The organism is Flavobacterium algicola (assembly GCF_022399565.1).
GTDB lineage: Bacteria > Bacteroidota > Bacteroidia > Flavobacteriales > Flavobacteriaceae > Flavobacterium > Flavobacterium algicola.
In genome coordinates, this window is the sequence record NZ_JAJTUT010000003.1 from 259,670 (window position 1) to 277,821 (window position 18,152).

Below are 18,152 nucleotides of genomic sequence, written 5' to 3' on the forward strand. Positions count from 1 at the left end.
TTTCTATGATGGGACAAATAAAAAAAATCCAGATATAAATTAAATTGTGTAGTTTTACTTGCGAGTTATTTCTGCTATATTAAAACTTAAAATAAGTGTTTTAAAGATACTTTGAATAATTATAGACAGAAGTTTTATAAAATATAAGCCTGCAAGTATGAAGAAATTTTACGTGATTGTTTTATTATGTCTTGGATTTACAACCACACTATCTGCACAAAACCCTTCCGATAAGCATATTGAAAAAACAACCGAATTGGACGAAGTTTCTATTGTAACAGCCAAAAAAGCGGTGGAGCAAAAAGCTGATCGAACTATTTTTAACATAGCAGATCAACCACATCTCAATTCTGGATCTGTTTTGGAAGGTATTAAAAAGTTACCAGGATTAATCGCCTCAGATATTGCTGGAATGATGTACCAAGGAAAGCAATTAGCGGTATTTATGGACGGTAGACCACTTAATATTTCAAGCACAGAACTCAATGCGTTTTTAGAAGGAATGCCAGCCAATTCGGTTGAAAAAATCGAAATCATCACCCAACCAGGTGCTGAGTTTCCTGCCACTTCTGGTGGTGCAATCTTAAATATTATTACCAATAAAAATGCTAAAAAATATCTAAGCGCAACTTACACTAATAGTACCAGTTTTACAAATTACTATGATATGCGCTGGCGAGTGAACAATAGCATTTTGTTGAATGCTAAAAATAAATATTTTGGTTGGCAATTAAATGTTGGTCAGAATTATAGAGAAAGTGCGGTTTGGACTTCAGTTAAGAAGGAAGAAAATAATAATCTATCATTACTATCGCAAACAGATGCGGATCGTGTAGGACGAAATAATTTCTTAAAATCAGTTTTGACATTCGATATAGGTAAAGATCGTTTGTTATTAAATTATGATATTACACAAAATGATAATGACAGTTACACATTAGGAAATGGTCCTGGTTTTAATACAGATGACACTTCCTTGAGTGATGGTTTGCGCCAGAGTGCTGTAGCAACCTACCAGAAGAAATTTGAAAATTCAAGTCAAAAATTAGAGTTTAAGTTCAGCTATGATAATAATGACAATACCTTCGAGTTGTATCCAACTGGGAATACTTCTACAACATTAAACAATTCATCAAAACAAAATCTTTATAATTTTAAAGTTGATTATTCACAACCATTAAAATTTAGTGATAATGGTAAGTTAAGTTTCGGAGCATTGTATGAAGCATTGCTTTTTGAGGCTGCAAGTAAGGGATTGACCAATTTAGATTACAATCGTACTACCGCAGCATCCTACGTAGAATTACAAACAGAATTTGATAAATTTAAATTTATTGTAGGAACCAGAGCAGAAAATTATGATATATCGGGTACAACTGACACTGAGGATTTATCAGCTTTCAGACAGTTTAAACTTTTCCCCAATGCTAGCGCACAGTATAACTTTAATAAAATGATTTTTTTAAATGTAAACTATAACAAAAAAATCACACTGCCGAGCACGTCTGCATTAAACCCGAACAATACCAATTATCAAAATCCAAATATTGATTACTCTGGAAATCCAAATTTGCAGCCGACCATATTTAATAATTATGAGATAAAATTAAGCGCCTTTGATTATGCTTTTTTGAGTTATAATTTAAGTTCGGCAAAAAATCAAGTGATAACCAGAATTTCACTTCAAGATGACTTGGTATTCAACAGTAATGAAAATTTATCCGAAGTAAAAATTCATAATTTTAATTTCGGTATGCCAATTCCGTACATGTTATTTACAAAAGGTTTGGCAGAAACGATGAAGATGAATGTGAATCCTGATACTATGAATTTTCTTTATGTGTATTCGGGATACCAATACCATCAAATTCCAGGCGTAAAAACCAACGGGTTCTGGCTTTTTAATTTTATGTCGCAAATTCTGCTTCCAGAAAAAATAAAATTTGTAGCCAACTATAATTACATTGTACCAAATGGGAATTATTATTATTTCACTTTTGAGAAATCATTTAGAAATTCGTTGGATTTGAACTTGTCAAAAAAGTTATTTAAAAATCAAGTTACCTTATCAATTTATGCCGATGATATTTTAAATTCAAACAGAACCGTAATTAATTCGTTCGGGACACCTTTACTTCTTAATAATAAAATGGACTCTAGAAAATTCGGATTTAGTTTAAATTACAAGATACCAACAAAAAATAAATTAGCAAAAGAAGATTCCAATTTATTAAATAACACTAAAAAAGAAGAAGAAGGGTTACTCAATTAACACCAGCTTTATAGCTTCTTACAATGTAAATATAAAGATATTCAGAATAAATTATTTCGAAAAATAGATAGTCATATTGTTTTTTCAAAATGTTACAAAGCCTTGTTTGCTCCAGCAAAACAAGGCTTTTCTGGTTTTATTTCATAAATGAGTAATAAGTTAAAGCCTAAGCACGCTAATTTATATCGTTATTGCTTACTAAATGATAATATTGTATGTAGTATTATCGGTTCTCTTGAGATTATAAAAGTGTTTATTACTTTTAGATAGTAATGCATAAATTTAAAATGTAAATCCATTGATGCTAATTAAAAAGTAGATATGACCTAAATAAAATTTAACTGGACTTGATAACTGCCGCATTAAAGAAGCTAATAAATCGAGTGAAATTTTAGAAAATATAAAAAAACAATTGTTATCTAATTTTAAAAAAATAAAAAATGAAAAAGCACTATCAATTCTTATTACTGTTACTTTTTGTTTTACCAAATATCGCCAAAGCAGATGTAAAACTAAACGCCCTTTTTTCTGATCACATGGTAATTCAGCGAGAAACTGTTATTCCGATTTGGGGTTGGGCAGATGCAAGTGAAATCATTACGGTCGAAACAAGTTGGGGAGCATCTGCACAAGTGATCACAGATAAAAACGGAAATTGGCGTGCCGATATAAAAACACCCAAAGCAGGAGGGCCTCATCAAATTACAGTTTTTTCGAAAAATAAGATAGTGATCAACGATGTATTATCGGGCGAAGTATGGCTTTGCACGGGACAATCTAACATGGATTTTGATATGTCGAAATTTGCAAATAAAGCAAAAGATCCAAAAGATCAACCGCTTGCAGATTATATTAAAAACGAAATTGCAACTGCCAACGATGATTGGATACGCCATATCGAAGTACCTCAGACTACTTCATTGTTAGAGAAAAAAATGAATTTTGAAGACAGTTGGAGAAGTGTAAATCCTAGCCAAACTAGTAAAATTACAGCTACAGGATACTTTTTTGCCAAAGAACTGCGCAAGCGTTTAAATGTTCCTGTAGGTTTAGTAGAATGCTCATGGGGAGGTACACGTGTGCAACCTTGGATTTCTGAAGAAGTTTATTTGGAGGATAAAAATAGAAAAGATTATTATGAAGCAAGTACAAAAGAGTCTCTTGCTAAAATCGAAGAAATGAATGCTGCAGGTTATGTAGATACCAATTACCAAAAACAATTGGCAGAATGGGAGAAAAAAGGAAAAGTTGGAAAAAAACCAAAACCTACAAACGGACCATTGAAGGACATGCAGTTACCAGCAACTCTTTATAACGGAATGCTTTCTGCGGTTATTCCTTATGCCATAAAAGGAGCAATTTGGTACCAAGGAGAAAGCAATGCTGTATTTATGCCAAATGAATATGAGGATTATTTTACTGCAATGATAAAAGGATGGAGAAAAGATTGGAAACAAGGTGATTTCTCATTCTATTGGGTTCAATTGGCTGCTTGCAACAGAGGAAATGATAAAGCTGAAGATGGTTGGGCAACTGTAAATGATCAATTAAGAAGATCGTTAAAATTACCAAATACGGGTATGGCAGTCTTGTATGATATCGGAGAGCCAATGGACATACATCCACATAATAAGATGGATGCAGGAAAACGTTTGGCTTTATGGGCTTTACAAAAAGATTACAAAATGGATGTGACTGCAGTAAGTGGACCATTATACAAGGACATGCAAATTAAAGGAAACAAAATCGAAATCGACTTTAGTGAAGTTGGTTCTGGATTAATGGTTGGTAATAAAGATCGCCTTACTGATACGAAGGAAGTCAAAGAGCCATTAAATTGGTTTGAAATCGTTGGCGCTGATGGTATCTGGAAAGTGGCGAAAGCCAAAATAGTAGCGAAGAATAAAATTGAAGTTTCAAGTGATTTGGTAGCTAATCCTGTAAACGTACGCTACGCTTGGAAAGGAAATCCTGAAGGAGCCAATTTGTACAACAAAGAAGGTTTACCAGCAGCAGTTTTTTCTACAATCAAATAATATAATAAGCGAAACCAACGACTATGAACCAACCAAATAACCAGAGAGTAATACGCATTCAACTAATGATGGCTGTATTTTTTGTATGCAGCATGAACTATGCGCAGAAAGCGGAATTGACCTATAGTACTGCAATAAATCGCTGGGTGCAACCCAAAAAATTCTTGCTAAAAGGGAATGAAGCTACCGCATCAAAAATTACCATCTATACCGATAGTTTATTGCAGAAAGTGGATGGAATTGGTGGTGCTTTTAATGAATTGGGTTGGGAAGCCATTCAGTCCTTAGAAGATAAAAAAGGTCAAGAAGTAATCGATGCACTTTTTTCTAAAAGTGGTTGCAACTTCTCTATGTGTCGTATTCCAATTGGAGCATCTGATTATTCATTGAGTTATTATTCTCATAATGATGTTCCAGGAGATTTTGTAATGCGCGATTTTAATATTGATAGGGACAAATACATTCTCATTCCTTATCTAAAAAAAGCTTTAAAAGTGCGTCCCGATTTACAAATTTGGGCTTCGCCATGGACACCTCCCGCATGGATGAAGGTAAATGAACATTATTCTTTAAGAGCAGGGGATTGGAACGGTCGCGAGCAAGGGAACAGAATGGATCCCGGAGCACAGATACTTAGCAACGCTACCGCTTTCAAAATGCAAGATCAATACTTAAAAGCGTATGCTCTTTATTTTTCGAAATTTATTCAGGCTTATAAAAAAGAAGGAATTGATTTATTTTCGATTCAGCCTCAAAACGAAATTGCATATGCGCCAAACTGGCCAAGTTGCACCTGGAGACCAGATGATTTTGCAGTTTTTATTGGTGACTATCTAGGACCACAGTTTGAAAAAGATAATCTGAATACCGAAATATGGTTGGGAACTATAAATTTTGCAGATCCCAAATATGTTAGAACTATTTTGGATAATAAAAAAGCAGCAAATTACATCAAAGGTGTTGGTTTTCAATGGGCAGGATCTAAGGCTATCCCTACAATTAAAAAAGAATATCCGAATTTAAAATACATGCAGACCGAAAACAAATGTGGAGAAGGGGAAAACGATTGGACTTCCTACGAGAATTCATGGGAAACTTTGGTACATTTTTTTAACAACAATGCAGGTTCACATATGTATTGGAATATGGTACTAGACCAAACGGGGAAAAGTGCTTGGGGTTGGCCACAAAATTCAATGGTGGTAATAGATAAAGAATCAAAAGCAGTAAAATACACCGATGAATTTTATCTATTCAAACACTTATCTCATTTTGTGCAACCAGGAGACCATTTGGTGAAATCTTCTGAGGGAAAGAATCACTTAGCATTTCAATTAAAAAACGGAAAAATAGCCGTATTAATCAACAATCCAGACGACAAAGTTCAGTCAATACAATTACAAATAAAAGATAAATCAGTAGCTATTGCAGTTCAGCCAAAGTCCATCAATACAGTAATTATTGAAAATTAAGGAGCTATGGTAGGGGATTTTTTAAAAAATATATTTTTAGTAGCTGCTTTTTTGATTAGTTACACTGCCAATTGTCAAGTAGTTAACAAAATTGATTGGCCCAAATTCATGGGGCAACATGATTTATTATGGGAAGAAATTCCGTTGCAGTGGAATGAAGGAGCCTTTACGGGAAACGGTCAGGTTGGAATGATGATTTATGCCACTAGGACCGAAAATCGCATTGATTTTCATATGGGTAGGCAGGATGTCACAGATCACAGAGGAGCGCCCAACAGCAAGACTTCAATGGGAATAAAAGGAACTGATTTATATGATTTTTCTAGATTAGATATTGGTCGAATGGCGCTATATCCTGTTGGGAAAATTAAGTCGGCATCCATTAGACAAGATTTGTGGAATGCTGAAGTTCGCGGCCAAATTTATACAGATTTGGGAGTAATATCTTTTCGAGCATACACTCCTTACGGCAGAATGATGAATATTATAGACATTCATTCGACTGAAAAAATAAAAGGTAAATCGGCAGAATACAAATGGGAGTGGCTAGCAGGAAATCCAATAACGCCTCGCGTATACGCAAAGCCAGACCATGAAAGTACTTTGAATTACAAGCCAAATCCAAAACCGGTAATAAAGGTAGAAAACAATATTTTAATTTGCACACAATCACTTTTAGCTGGGGGTGATTATGCAACAGCATGGACAGAATTAAAAGAAGTAAAGGGAAATAATAAGAGTACATTATTTGTGGCCATTGCTAATGAAGTTCCGTCCTCAACAATTTCAGAAAAGGTAGCAGTCCAAACAATAAAAGATGTAATTACTTCAAAAACAGTAGAAAGCACGCATAGAGATTGGTGGCATAATTATTATCAAAAATCTTTTATATCGATGCCAGATGCAAAAATGGAGTCCTTCTATTGGATTCAGATTTACAAAATGGCGGCAAGTTCACGAGCAGATGGACCTGCATTAGATCTGATGGGACCCTTTTACAAAAATACAGGTTGGCCAAGTTTATGGTGGAATCTAAATGTTCAGTTGACCTATTGGCCCTTTAATACAAGTAACCATCTCGACATTGCTGAAAATTTCATTAGGTTAATCGACACGCATTTTGAGTACATGATTGCAAATAAAAGTGGTAGTAACTTGGGTGACTTTGCTTGGGCAACGCATAACTATTGGTTGTACTTCAAATACAAAGGAGACGATGAAGCAATTCAGAACAAGTGGGTACCAAAAGCCATTGAAATCTTAAAGAAGTACGACAATAAGATGGTTCGAAATGAACAAGGCAAATTAGAATTGAAACCAATGGGATCACCAGAATATTTGGGCTTTAAATCATTTTCGAACACAAATTACAATTTAGCGATTTTAAGATGGTTGCTTAACGGACTAATTGATTCGAATGAAAAATTCCAAAAGCATACAAATGAAATTCCGATATGGAAAGGAATACTTGCTGATTTAGTTGATTATCCAGTTAATGAAAACGGACTGATGATTGGTAGTGATCAAGCTGTAGATATGTCGCACAGACATTACTCGCATTTATTAGGCTTGTATCCTTTGTTTCAATTAAATCCTGACTCACCCAAGGACCGAGCCTTGGTTGAAAAGTCGGTAACGCATTGGCATAAAATCGAAAACGGAAATAAATTGGTAGGCTATTCATTTACAGGTGCGGCTTCACTATATGCTGCACTAGGAAATGGAAATGAAGCCTATAATATCATGAATCATTTTTTAAATGGCAAGATTGGTACAGCTTTACTGTTATCGAATACATTTTACATGGAGGGAGATGGTAAAAATCCAGTGATTGAAACCCCTTTGAGTGCAGCAGCATCGATAATGGAACTGCAATTACAAAGTTGGGGTAATAAAATAAGAATATTTCCTGCTGTCCCAGATTTATGGAAAGAAGCTTCTTTTCAAGATTTAAGGGCGCAAGGAGGCTTCTTGATTAGTGCCAGTAGACGAGAAGGAAAAACGGAATGGGTATCTATTAAAAGTTTGGCTGGAAATCCTTGTACTGTAAAAATTCTAGATTGGAATGACGCGCTACAAGTGAGTGCAGGAAAAAGAATTACTATACAGAAAATAGGAACAGATGAATACAGTATCGATTTAAAAAAAGGGGACATTATAACTCTTGTTAATCAATATAAAAAAAAATTAATAGTAGAACCTGTCAAACATTCAAATTCAGAGACAAATCAATACGGTGTCAAGAAAGGAAAAAATTACACTGAAATTATGGAGTACAAAGTACCCAAATACGAATATTAGTAAATTAGAAATCTATAGAACAAAGAGTATGAGATTAATAAAAAATATTGCTACCGTCTTTATGTTAAGTGGTTGCTTTGCGATGAATGCTCAAAATGCAATTAAAATCAACGCTACAGATAAAGGAGAAAAGTTTGATCATTACTGGAGTAAAATGGTAGGAGCAGGTAGAGCCAATGAAGGTTTAAGAGCAGGATGGCTAGAACAAATGCAGCAAGTACAAGAAAACTGCGGATTTGAATATGTTCGTTTTCATGGGCTTTTTCATGACGATATGTTTCCAGTTGTAGAAGAAAAAGGTAAAATGGTATACAATTGGCAGTATATAGATGATTTGTTTGATCGAATGCTGGATTTAAAAGTCAAACCATTTGTAGAGTTAGCTTTTTTGCCATCTAGTATGGCGGCCAAAGATTCCAGAACTGTGTTTTGGTGGAAAGCGAATATAACACCTGCAGAAGATTCTTTTGAAAAGTGGCACGATATGGTCAAGGCATTTACACAACATTGTGTAGATCGATATGGTAGAGAAGAAGTACTTTCATGGTATTTTGAAGTTTGGAACGAACCTAACTTGTACAAATTATTTTGGGATGGTTCAAAATCACAATATTTTGAATTGTACAAACAGTCAGTAATGGCGGTTCGATCTGTAGATAGCAGGTTTAAAGTAGGTGGACCTTCGACTAGTAATTTTGTTCCAGATGCTCGATTTGATGGTGAAGTTACAAATGACAAAGTATCTGAAGCAGTTTTTAACACAAAAAACATTAATGAGCTGCAATGGCGAGGGGTGTGGATAGAAGACTTTTTAAAATATTGTAAAAAGGAAAAACTACCTGTGGATTTTGTTAGCTGTCATCCTTATCCAACAGATTATGCTTTTAATCCAGATACTGGTAAAGGAAAAGGACTTACAAGGTTTGTTCAATCAACCAAATTAGATTTGGAGTGGCTTAATAAGGTAATAGCAAAAAGTGCTTTTCCTAAAGTCGAAATTCATTTAACCGAATGGAGTACTAGTCCGAGTAGTAGAGATGAAATGCACGACCGTTTACCAGCTGCGGCTTACATTGTTAAATCTAATTTAGATTGTATTGGTTTGGCAAATTCCCTGTCATACTGGACATTCACCGATATTTTTGAGGAAAAAGGGGGCGCTTCAAGTATCTTTCATGGTGGATTCGGAATGATAAATTTTCAAGGTTTGGTTAAACCATCTTATCATGCATACAGAATGCTTAATCAATTGGGTGATGAGAAATTATACAAAGATGATTATCTTTTTGTTAGTAAAAAATCAAGCAATGGTGCTGTAGTAGCATTAGCATATAACTATCCAGAGGAGTACAATGATGCTGTGCCATCAGGAACGAATAAACGTGAAAGTGGGACGGAAAAAAAATTAGATTTCACACTATCTGGTTTAAAATCGGGTGCTTCGTTTAAAATTGAAATTTTAGACAAAGACCATGGTAACATTCATAATTTTTGGGAAGCAATGGGCAAGCCAGAACCACCAACCAGAGAAGAAATCAAGGTGATGAAAAAATATGCAAATACGATGAAAGTCGAATATGTAAATGCGGATGAAAACGGAAAGTTAACCATAAACCGCTCCATAACGCCATGGAGTCTGGTATTAATCAATCAAATTAACTAAAAGGTAGAATGAAGAAATATAGTAAAACTATCGGCGCCATAGCAACTCTATTACTGCTTAGTTGTATGACTACTTCTTGTGGTAATAAAATGAAGACTATTAGTATTAAAGGGGGAGATGTGAAGACCAAAATTGTCTATACTGATGACTTTAGTAACGGAATGGACAATTGGCTTGTAGAGCAAATGCCCCAAGGTAAAGTCTTTGTAAAGAATGACAAATTAGAAGTAGATGATGTTTCGGGTTGCACCATTTGGTTTAAAGAAAAACTGACTGGTTCTATTGTGATTGAGTATGATGTATTTATTATTCAAAATGGAGGAAGCAACGACAGAGTTTCAGATTTAAATTGCTTCTGGATGGCTACCGACCCACGCAACCCGACAGATTTATTTGCAGATGCAAATCTTAGAGGTGGTAAATTTTCAAACTACGATTCGCTTCAGTTGTATTATATAGGAGTGGGAGGGAATGATAATAAAACAACTCGTTTTCGACGTTATGTTGGTAATGGTGAACGACCGTTACTGCCCGAGCACGATTTAAAAGAAGCTAAATTTATGTTGGAGCCAAATAAGAAGTACCATATAAAAATTGTAGCGCATGATGGTATCATTCAGTATTATAGAGACAATGAAATGTTGGTCGATTTTGAAGATTCAAACCCTTATACTTCAGGTTATTTCGGACTAAGAACAGTAAAAAATCACATGACATTCGATAATTTTAAAGTTTATCAAATACAAAAATAAAGACAGTGCATAAATCAAAATAATTGAAACGATGAAATCCAGTACCTTAAAATTAGTTCCATTGATAGCTGTAGCTTTTTTATTTACGGGTATGAAAAGTGATAAAAATCCAATTTATCATCGAGATTGGATTGATTTTAATAAAAATGGTGTTAAAGATGTTTTTGAAGACTCCAAGGCACCGATAGAGCAGAGGGTACAAAACTTAATTTCATTGATGAATGTTAATGAGAAAACATGTCAACTAGTTACCTTGTATGGCTATGCTCGTGTATTGGAAGACGAATTGCCAAATGAAAAATGGAAATCTAGAGTTTGGAAAGATGGGATTGCCAATATCGATGAACATTTGAATACGATTTGGAACCAAGAGAAAACACATTCCAAATATGCCTTTCCCTATAGTACGCATGCCGAAGCCATCAATACTGTTCAAAAATGGTTTGTAGAAGAAACCCGTATGGGAATTCCTGTAGATTTTACAAATGAAGGTGTACATGGTCTGTGCCATGAAAAAGCAACACCGCTACCTGCGCCCATAGGTATTGGGAGTACATGGAATAAAGATTTGGTTTATAAAGCTGGTAAAATGGTTGGTCGCGAGGCAAAAGCATTAGGTTATACCAATGTCTATGCTCCTATTCTAGATGTAGCGCGTGATCAACGATGGGGCAGGGTATTAGAATGCTATGGTGAAGAACCTTTTCACATAGCAGAGATGGGGAAACAAATGGTGCTAGGTATTCAATCACAAGGAGTAGCTTCTACGGTAAAACATTTTGCTGTATATAGTATTCCAAAAGGAGCTAGAGATGGTGATGCTAGAACAGATCCACACGTAGCGCCGCGTGAAATGTTTCAGTTGCATTTATATCCTTTTGAGCGAGTGATAAAAGAGGCTGCACCTATGGGTATTATGAGTAGTTATAACGATTATGACGGTGTTCCTATAACGGCAAGTCCTTATTTTTTAACAGAACTACTTCGCGAAAAATTTGGCTTTAATGGTTATGTGGTATCAGATAGTGAAGCAGTAGAATATGTTTCAGAAAAGCACCATGTGGCCGAGGACTACAAGGAAGCCGTTAGACAAGTTATAGAAGCCGGTCTAAATGTTCGCACAACTTTTAGAACTCCAGAATCATTTGTAGAACCACTGCGAGAATTAATTCAAGAAGGCAAGATTTCGATGAAAACAATTGATTCTAGAGTTGCTGATGTTTTGCGCGTAAAATTCAGATTGGGATTATTTGACAATCCTTATGTTAAAAATCCAAAAGAAGCTGATAAATTAGTTCATACTCTGGCAGATGAAGCTTTTTCCAAACAAATTAACCGTGAATCTCTGGTATTATTAAAAAACGAAAATAACTTGTTACCGTTGGATATCAGTAATTTAAAAAATATTTTAGTTACAGGACCTTTAGCCACAGAACTTAATTTTACCTTCAGTAGGTATGGTCCTGCTTTTAACCCTTCTGTATCGGTATATGAGGGAATAAAAAATTACGCGCAGGGAAAAGTCAATGTTGATTATGTCAAAGGCTGCGATGTTGTTGATCCTGATTGGCCTGGAAGCGAAATTATTCCAACTGAACTTTCAATTACAGAACAAGCAGAAATAAATGCCGCTGTAGAAAAAGCGAAAAAATCTGATATTATTATTGCTGTAGTTGGCGAAGATGAAAAGCGGGTTGGAGAAACAAAATCAAGAACAAGCCTCGGTTTGCCAGGACGTCAATTTCAACTTGTTCAAGCACTTTATGCAACAGGAAAACCGGTTGTTTTGGTTTTAATAAACGGGCAACCGTTGACAATTAATTGGGAAAATAAATTTTTACCTGCAATACTAGAAGCTTGGTTTCCTAGCACTGCAGCTGGAGAAGTAATTGCCGAAACCTTATTTGGGGATTACAATCCGGGCGGAAAATTATCCGTTACTTTTCCGAAATCTGTTGGTCAAATTCCGTTGAATTTTCCTTTCAAACCAGGCTCTCAAGCAGGACAACCAGGAGAAGGACCAAACGGCTACGGGAATACTCGAGTGCTTGGATCGCTATATCCTTTTGGATATGGACTGAGTTATACAACATTCGAATACAGTAATTTGTCTTTGTCAGCAAAAACTATTAATTCACAAGCCGATATAGAGCTGACATTCGATATAAAAAATACAGGTAAACGCACTGGAGATGAAGTAGTCCAATTATATATTAAGGATAAAGTGAGTAGTGTCACAACTTATGAATCGGTACTCCGCGGATTTGATCGTGTTCGATTAAAACCCAATGAAACCAAAACGGTTCATTTTACTTTGCATCCTGATGATTTAAAGTTATTGGATAAAAATATGGTGCGCCTTGTCGAACCTGGAGAATTTGAAGTCTTGATTGGTAGCTCGTCTGAAGATATAAAACTTCGAGACAAGTTTTGGGTCAAGTAATGTATTATTAATGTAGTATATTTCAATTATTTACCTATAATTTATTCGAAAATAATAGAGGTAAAATGATTAAAATTTACGCTTTCAACTATACAAAATGATAGTGTAAAGACTTTTTATTTAAAAATTAAGCAATAATAGTATTACTATTGGTCAAATTTTAAGAAGTGTTAACTATTAGTTTTTAGTATTATTGCTTATTACAATTTTATCATATTCAGTATTTATGGAAACAAAACAAAATGTGCTTAGAATACACGAGAAAGACAACGTTCTTGTTGCGCTCACCGATTTAGAGAAAGGAACAGAAGTTGTTTTTGATGCACAGCATTATACAATGCAAGATACCATTCCGGCAAAACACAAATTTGTAACTCAATCACTTGCAGAAGGTGATTTGGTTTATATGTATGGTGTATTGGTAGGAAAAGCAAAAGTGGCTATCGCAAAGGGTGGTATTGTGAACACCTCTAATTTGGAACATGAAACTGAAGCATATGGAGTTAATGATTCAAAAGAAAGAGAAGCTTGGCAAGCACCGGATGTTTCTATGTTTGCAAATAAAACATTCAATGGATACCATAGAAAAGATGGTAAGGTAGGAACAGAAAATAATTGGATAATTATTCCACTAGTTTTTTGTCAAAATCGAAATGTTGAGGTTTTAAAGCAGGCAATAGTTGATAAATTAGGATATGGTAAGCAGCAACATCTTGGTTTTGATGTTGATGCATTAATCAACGATTACAAAGCAGGTGCATCAATTGATGCAATTTTGTCAAAAGATATTATAAAAGATGGTGAGGGTATTTCTAAAAATCCTCTGTTCCCAAATGTTGACGGAATAAAATTTTTAACTCATGATGGAGGTTGCGGTGGTGCGACTTCTGACGCGGTCACTTTATGTAACTTGCTTGCGGGATATATAAACAATCCTAATGTTGCAGGTGCAACAGTTTTGAGTTTGGGTTGTCAACATGCACAGGCAAGTATTTTGCAAGAAGCGCTGTCAAAAATGGCGTCAGCAAATACAAAACCTGTTTATGTTTTAGAGCAGCAACAAAGTACCTCAGAAAAAGAGCTTATGGCAGAGGCTGTAAAGAAAACTTTTGTTGGTTTAATTGAAGCAAATAAAACTGAAAGAAAGCCAGCAAGCCTCTCAAAGCTTGTAATTGGTCTAGAATGCGGTGGTTCTGATGGATTTTCTGGTATTTCTGCAAATCCAACTTTAGGATATGTTTCGGATTTAATTGTAGGTCTAAAAGGAGCTACAGTTCTTTCAGAATTCCCAGAACTTAATGGTGTTGAGCAAGAATTAATTAATAGATGTACAGATGCTGAAAAAGCTAAGAAGTTTTCGCATATCATGTCTACCTATAATGCAAAAGCAGAAGCTTTGGGTGCAGCCTTTTCTATGAATCCATCTCCTGGTAACATAAAGGATGGTTTGATAACTGATGCTATAAAATCTGCTGGAGCAGCCAAAAAAGGAGGGACATCACCAGTAGAAGATGTTCTAGATTACACAGAACAAGTAGTTACATCGGGTTTAAACCTATTGTGCACGCCAGGTAATGATGTAGAATCGACAACTGGTCTAGCTGGTTCTGGATGTAATATTATATTATTTACTACGGGTCTAGGAACACCAACGGGTAATCCTATTACGCCGGTGATAAAAGTATCATCAAACACAAAATTGTTTGATAAAATGAATGATATTATTGATTTCAATACCGGATCAATTATCGAAGGTACAAAGACGATTGAACAAGCAGGAATAGAACTTCTGGATTTTGTTATCGAAGTAGCTAGTGGTCGACCAACGAAAGCAACACTACTAAGACAAGACGATTTTATTCCATGGAAAAGAGGAATGTCTTTGTAAATAATAAACAAAACAATAAATTAGAAGAATGAAATTTAGTTTAAAAAATAAAGTAGCCGTAGTCACTGGTGGAGGAAGCGGAATAGGTAAAGCAATCTCACTAACTTTTGCAAAGCAAGGGGCAGAGGTGCACATATTAGATTTTAATCTTGAAGGTGCAGAAGAAACTGTAAAAGAAATTGAAGCACTTGGCGAAAAAGCAAAAGCACACAAATGCGATGTTTCCAATCAAGTAAATGTGGAGAGTATCATTCATTCAATTACAGAGAATGGTAAAATCGATATTTTGATTAATAATGCAGGTATAGCACATGTTGGAAATATAGAGGCTGTCGAAGAAGATGATTTAGACAGATTGTATAACGTTAATGTAAAAGGCGTGTACAACAGTATAAAAGCTTGTATACCAAGTATGAAAAAAAACGGAAGTGGTGTTATTTTAAACTTAGCATCAATTGCTTCTTCTGTAGGTATAAACAACCGTTTTGCTTATTCTATGAGCAAGGGAGCAGTACTCACAATGACATATTCAATTGCAAAGGATTACGTTGCAGATGGAATCCGTTGCAATTGCATCTCACCCGGGCGCGTACACACCCCATTTGTTGATGGATTCATCAATAAAAATTATCCTGGTAAAGAAGCAGAGATGTTTGAGAAATTATCAAAAACGCAACCTATCGGGCGTATGGGACAACCTCAGGAAATGGCAGATTTAGCCCTATATTTATGTTCAGATGAAGCTGGATTTATTACTGGGTCGAATTACGCAATCGACGGCGGATTCATTACATTAAACGGAAATTAAAAGAAAGTAAATTTTAAATAATCATAACAGATGAAATTAATAAGATTTGGAACTGAAGGAAAAGAAAAACCAGGAGTACAATTAGAAAACGGAAAAAAAATTGATGTTTCTGCTTTTGGAATGGATTATAACGAAGAATTTTTTGGTAATGAAGGTATCGAAAAATTAAGCAGTTGGTTAAGTAAAAACGAATCTTCTTGCCCTGAAATTGGAGATGATGTTCGTTTGGGAGTTCCATTGACTAGACCTTCAAAATTAGTATGTGTTGGTCTTAACTACGCACAACATGCTGCAGAAGCGGGAATGGAAATTCCAAAAGAACCTGTATTGTTTTTCAAATCAACTACCGCAATTACAGGACCATTTGATGATGTTATTATCCCAAAGGGAAGTACAAAAACAGACTGGGAAGTAGAACTGGCAATAGTAATTGGTAAAAAGGCATCTTATGTTGAAGAGGCAGATGCATTTGATCACATAGCGGGTTACATCTTACATAATGATGTGAGCGAGCGTGCTTTTCAAATTGAGCGTTCAGGTCAATGGTGTAAAGGTAAAGGTTGCGACACATTTGCACCTCTAGGGCCCTTTATTGCTACAAAAGACGAAATCAAAGATCCAAACAATTTGAACCTTTGGTTAAAATTAAACGGAAAAATGATGCAAAATAGTTCTACTTCTGACTTTATATTTAATGTTCAAAAAGTAGTAAGCCATATCAGTCAATTTATGACTCTTTTGCCTGGTGATGTTATTTCTACAGGAACACCATTTGGTGTTGGACTAGGTTTAACACCTCCTTTGTATTTAAAAGCAGGTGACGTAATGGAATTAGGTATTGATGGTTTAGGTATTTCTAAACAAACAGTAATTGATTACAAATAATGAGAATCGATTCTCATCAGCATTTTTGGAACTTCAATCCAGTTAGAGATAGCTGGATTGATGATTCTATGACAGTAATAAAAAGAGATTTTCTTCCGCAGGATTTGCAACCTATTTTAGAAGCAAATAAAATAGAGGGATGCATTGCTGTGCAAGCAGATCAGTCAGAAGAAGAAACTACTTTTTTATTACAACTTGCCAACGATAATAGTTTTATTAAGGGTGTTGTTGGCTGGGTTGATTTACGAGCCAGTGATGTAGAAGACCGTCTTGGTTTTTTTTCGAAAAATAATCTATTTAAAGGTGTCCGTCACATTGTACAAGCAGAGTCGGAAGATTTTTTATTGAGAAAAGATTTTCGAAATGGTATCAGTAAATTAGAACAATTCGGACTGGTTTACGACCTATTAATTTATCCCAACCAATTAAAAAATGCAATCAAGTTGGTACAAGAATTTCACAACCAACAGTTTGTTATAAATCATATTGCGAAACCCAAGATAGATGGTGATTTTGATTCGGAATGGGAGAAGCAAATTCGAATACTGGCAACTTGTAAAAATGTGAATTGCAAAGTATCAGGTTTGGTAACAGAAACAGCTGACTTGAAATGGAATGAAGCGATATTTACTCCCTATCTCGATGTTGTTGTAGATGCATTTGGTATTGACCGACTCTTGTTTGGTTCAGATTGGCCAGTGTGTTTACTAGCAGGAGAATACCGAGAAGTGCTGCAAATTATCGAAAATTATTTTGCTGAATATTCAAAAGAGGATAAAGAGAAAATTATGGGTCAAAATGCAATTAGAATATATAAGCTATAAATAAATTAATACTATAAATATTGGATTTACAACTTAAAGATAAAGTAATCATAGTAACGGGCGGTTCAAAAGGAATTGGCTTAGGTATTGTGGAATCATTAATAAAAGAAGGTGCTATACCTGTTATAATTACCAGAAATAAGGAAAGCATAGACGAAGTAATGCAAACCTATGAAGAATCTGGAGAAGAATTATTTGCTGTTGTTGCCGAATTAACAGTTCCTGAACAATGCAAAAATGCGGTTCAAACAGTAGTAGATAAGTACGGTCGAATTGACGGACTTGTAAATAATGCTGGTGTAAATGATAGCGTGGGGCTTGAAAACGGAAACTACGAAGATTTCATGCAATCACTAAAACGCAATGTGGTACATTATTACCTCATGGCACAATATGCATTGCCAGAATTAAAAAAGAGTAAAGGTTCGATTGTGAACATAGGATCAAAAACTGCAGATACAGGTCAAGGTGGAACTTCTGGCTATGCTGCTTCAAATGGAGGTCGAAATGCTTTGACTAGAGAATGGGCCGTTGAATTACTGCCTTATAGCATTCGTGTAAATGCAGTCATTGTTGCCGAATGTTACACGCCACTTTATGAAAAATGGATTAGTACGTTCGCAGATAAAGAAGAAAAACTAGAAGCCATTACTAAAAATATTCCATTTGAAAAGCGAATGACGACTGCTGAAGAAATTGGAGATACAGTAGCATTTCTATTATCAAGTAAATCTAGCCACACTACAGGCCAACTACTATATGTTGATGGAGGTTATACGCATCTGGATAGAGCATTAGAATAATTATT

12 protein-coding genes are annotated in these 18,152 nt (G+C 35.1%); all 12 read left to right on the forward strand.

All coding sequences use genetic code 11. The features are described 5' to 3' along the window. Nucleotides 1–157: 157 nt before the first annotated feature. The 12 genes from LXH21_RS11905 to LXH21_RS11960 all read left to right on the forward strand — a co-directional run bounded on the left by LXH21_RS11905 (nucleotide 158) and on the right by LXH21_RS11960 (nucleotide 18,147). Nucleotides 158–2,272, forward strand: a complete 2,115-nt coding sequence (locus tag LXH21_RS11905; RefSeq protein ID WP_239866154.1) for a TonB-dependent receptor domain-containing protein — start codon at nucleotides 158–160, stop codon at nucleotides 2,270–2,272. A 440-nt stretch (nucleotides 2,273–2,712) separates the two neighbouring features. After that, nucleotides 2,713–4,308: a sialate O-acetylesterase gene (locus LXH21_RS11910; protein WP_239866156.1), complete on the forward strand. Its 1,596-nt coding sequence runs from the start codon at nucleotides 2,713–2,715 to the stop codon at nucleotides 4,306–4,308. A gap of 23 nt (nucleotides 4,309–4,331) precedes the next feature. Further along, nucleotides 4,332–5,780 carry a glycoside hydrolase family 30 protein gene (locus tag LXH21_RS11915; protein ID WP_239866158.1) on the forward strand — a complete coding sequence of 483 codons (1,449 nt, stop codon included), beginning with the start codon at nucleotides 4,332–4,334 and terminating at the stop codon, nucleotides 5,778–5,780. 6 nt (nucleotides 5,781–5,786) lie between these two features. Then, on the forward strand, nucleotides 5,787–8,081 hold the full coding sequence (locus LXH21_RS11920; protein WP_239866160.1) for a glycosyl hydrolase family 95 catalytic domain-containing protein: 2,295 nt from the start codon (nucleotides 5,787–5,789) through the stop codon (nucleotides 8,079–8,081). Between the two features lie 28 nt (nucleotides 8,082–8,109). Next, on the forward strand, nucleotides 8,110–9,744 hold the full coding sequence (locus LXH21_RS11925; RefSeq protein ID WP_239866162.1) for a GH39 family glycosyl hydrolase: 1,635 nt from the start codon (nucleotides 8,110–8,112) through the stop codon (nucleotides 9,742–9,744). An 8-nt stretch (nucleotides 9,745–9,752) separates the two neighbouring features. Then, nucleotides 9,753–10,496, forward strand: a complete 744-nt coding sequence (locus tag LXH21_RS11930; protein ID WP_239866164.1) for a DUF6250 domain-containing protein — start codon at nucleotides 9,753–9,755, stop codon at nucleotides 10,494–10,496. 31 nt (nucleotides 10,497–10,527) lie between these two features. Further along, nucleotides 10,528–12,939 (forward strand): glycoside hydrolase family 3 N-terminal domain-containing protein, encoded by a 2,412-nt coding sequence (locus tag LXH21_RS11935; protein ID WP_239866167.1) that lies wholly within the window; start codon nucleotides 10,528–10,530, stop codon nucleotides 12,937–12,939. 226 nt (nucleotides 12,940–13,165) lie between these two features. Then, on the forward strand, nucleotides 13,166–14,827 hold the full coding sequence (locus LXH21_RS11940; RefSeq protein ID WP_239866169.1) for a UxaA family hydrolase: 1,662 nt from the start codon (nucleotides 13,166–13,168) through the stop codon (nucleotides 14,825–14,827). A 28-nt stretch (nucleotides 14,828–14,855) separates the two neighbouring features. Beyond that, nucleotides 14,856–15,635: an SDR family NAD(P)-dependent oxidoreductase gene (locus tag LXH21_RS11945; protein ID WP_239866171.1), complete on the forward strand. Its 780-nt coding sequence runs from the start codon at nucleotides 14,856–14,858 to the stop codon at nucleotides 15,633–15,635. A gap of 30 nt (nucleotides 15,636–15,665) precedes the next feature. Next, nucleotides 15,666–16,520: a fumarylacetoacetate hydrolase family protein gene (locus LXH21_RS11950; protein WP_239866173.1), complete on the forward strand. Its 855-nt coding sequence runs from the start codon at nucleotides 15,666–15,668 to the stop codon at nucleotides 16,518–16,520. Continuing rightward, nucleotides 16,520–17,344: an amidohydrolase family protein gene (locus tag LXH21_RS11955; RefSeq protein WP_239866175.1), complete on the forward strand. Its 825-nt coding sequence runs from the start codon at nucleotides 16,520–16,522 to the stop codon at nucleotides 17,342–17,344. Before LXH21_RS11950 ends, LXH21_RS11955 begins: the two co-directional genes overlap by 1 nt. 20 nt (nucleotides 17,345–17,364) lie before the next feature. Next, a complete protein-coding gene (locus tag LXH21_RS11960; protein ID WP_239866176.1) occupies nucleotides 17,365–18,147 on the forward strand; it encodes an L-fucose dehydrogenase in 783 nt (260 codons plus the stop codon). Nucleotides 18,148–18,152 lie beyond the last annotated feature (5 nt).

What these genes read in the sequence shown, in the direction of transcription:
- LXH21_RS11930 (WP_239866164.1), top strand. Translation starts at nt 9,753, where the DNA reads ATGAAGAAATATAGTAAAACTATCGGCGCCATAGCAACTCTATTACTG.
- LXH21_RS11925 (WP_239866162.1), top strand. Translation starts at nt 8,110, where the DNA reads ATGAGATTAATAAAAAATATTGCTACCGTCTTTATGTTAAGTGGTTGC.
- LXH21_RS11920 (WP_239866160.1), top strand. Translation starts at nt 5,787, where the DNA reads ATGGTAGGGGATTTTTTAAAAAATATATTTTTAGTAGCTGCTTTTTTG.
- LXH21_RS11950 (WP_239866173.1), top strand. Translation starts at nt 15,666, where the DNA reads ATGAAATTAATAAGATTTGGAACTGAAGGAAAAGAAAAACCAGGAGTA.
- LXH21_RS11940 (WP_239866169.1), top strand. Translation starts at nt 13,166, where the DNA reads ATGGAAACAAAACAAAATGTGCTTAGAATACACGAGAAAGACAACGTT.
- LXH21_RS11915 (WP_239866158.1), top strand. Translation starts at nt 4,332, where the DNA reads ATGAACCAACCAAATAACCAGAGAGTAATACGCATTCAACTAATGATG.
- LXH21_RS11955 (WP_239866175.1), top strand. Translation starts at nt 16,520, where the DNA reads ATGAGAATCGATTCTCATCAGCATTTTTGGAACTTCAATCCAGTTAGA.
- LXH21_RS11910 (WP_239866156.1), top strand. Translation starts at nt 2,713, where the DNA reads ATGAAAAAGCACTATCAATTCTTATTACTGTTACTTTTTGTTTTACCA.
- LXH21_RS11945 (WP_239866171.1), top strand. Translation starts at nt 14,856, where the DNA reads ATGAAATTTAGTTTAAAAAATAAAGTAGCCGTAGTCACTGGTGGAGGA.
- LXH21_RS11935 (WP_239866167.1), top strand. Translation starts at nt 10,528, where the DNA reads ATGAAATCCAGTACCTTAAAATTAGTTCCATTGATAGCTGTAGCTTTT.
- LXH21_RS11905 (WP_239866154.1), top strand. Translation starts at nt 158, where the DNA reads ATGAAGAAATTTTACGTGATTGTTTTATTATGTCTTGGATTTACAACC.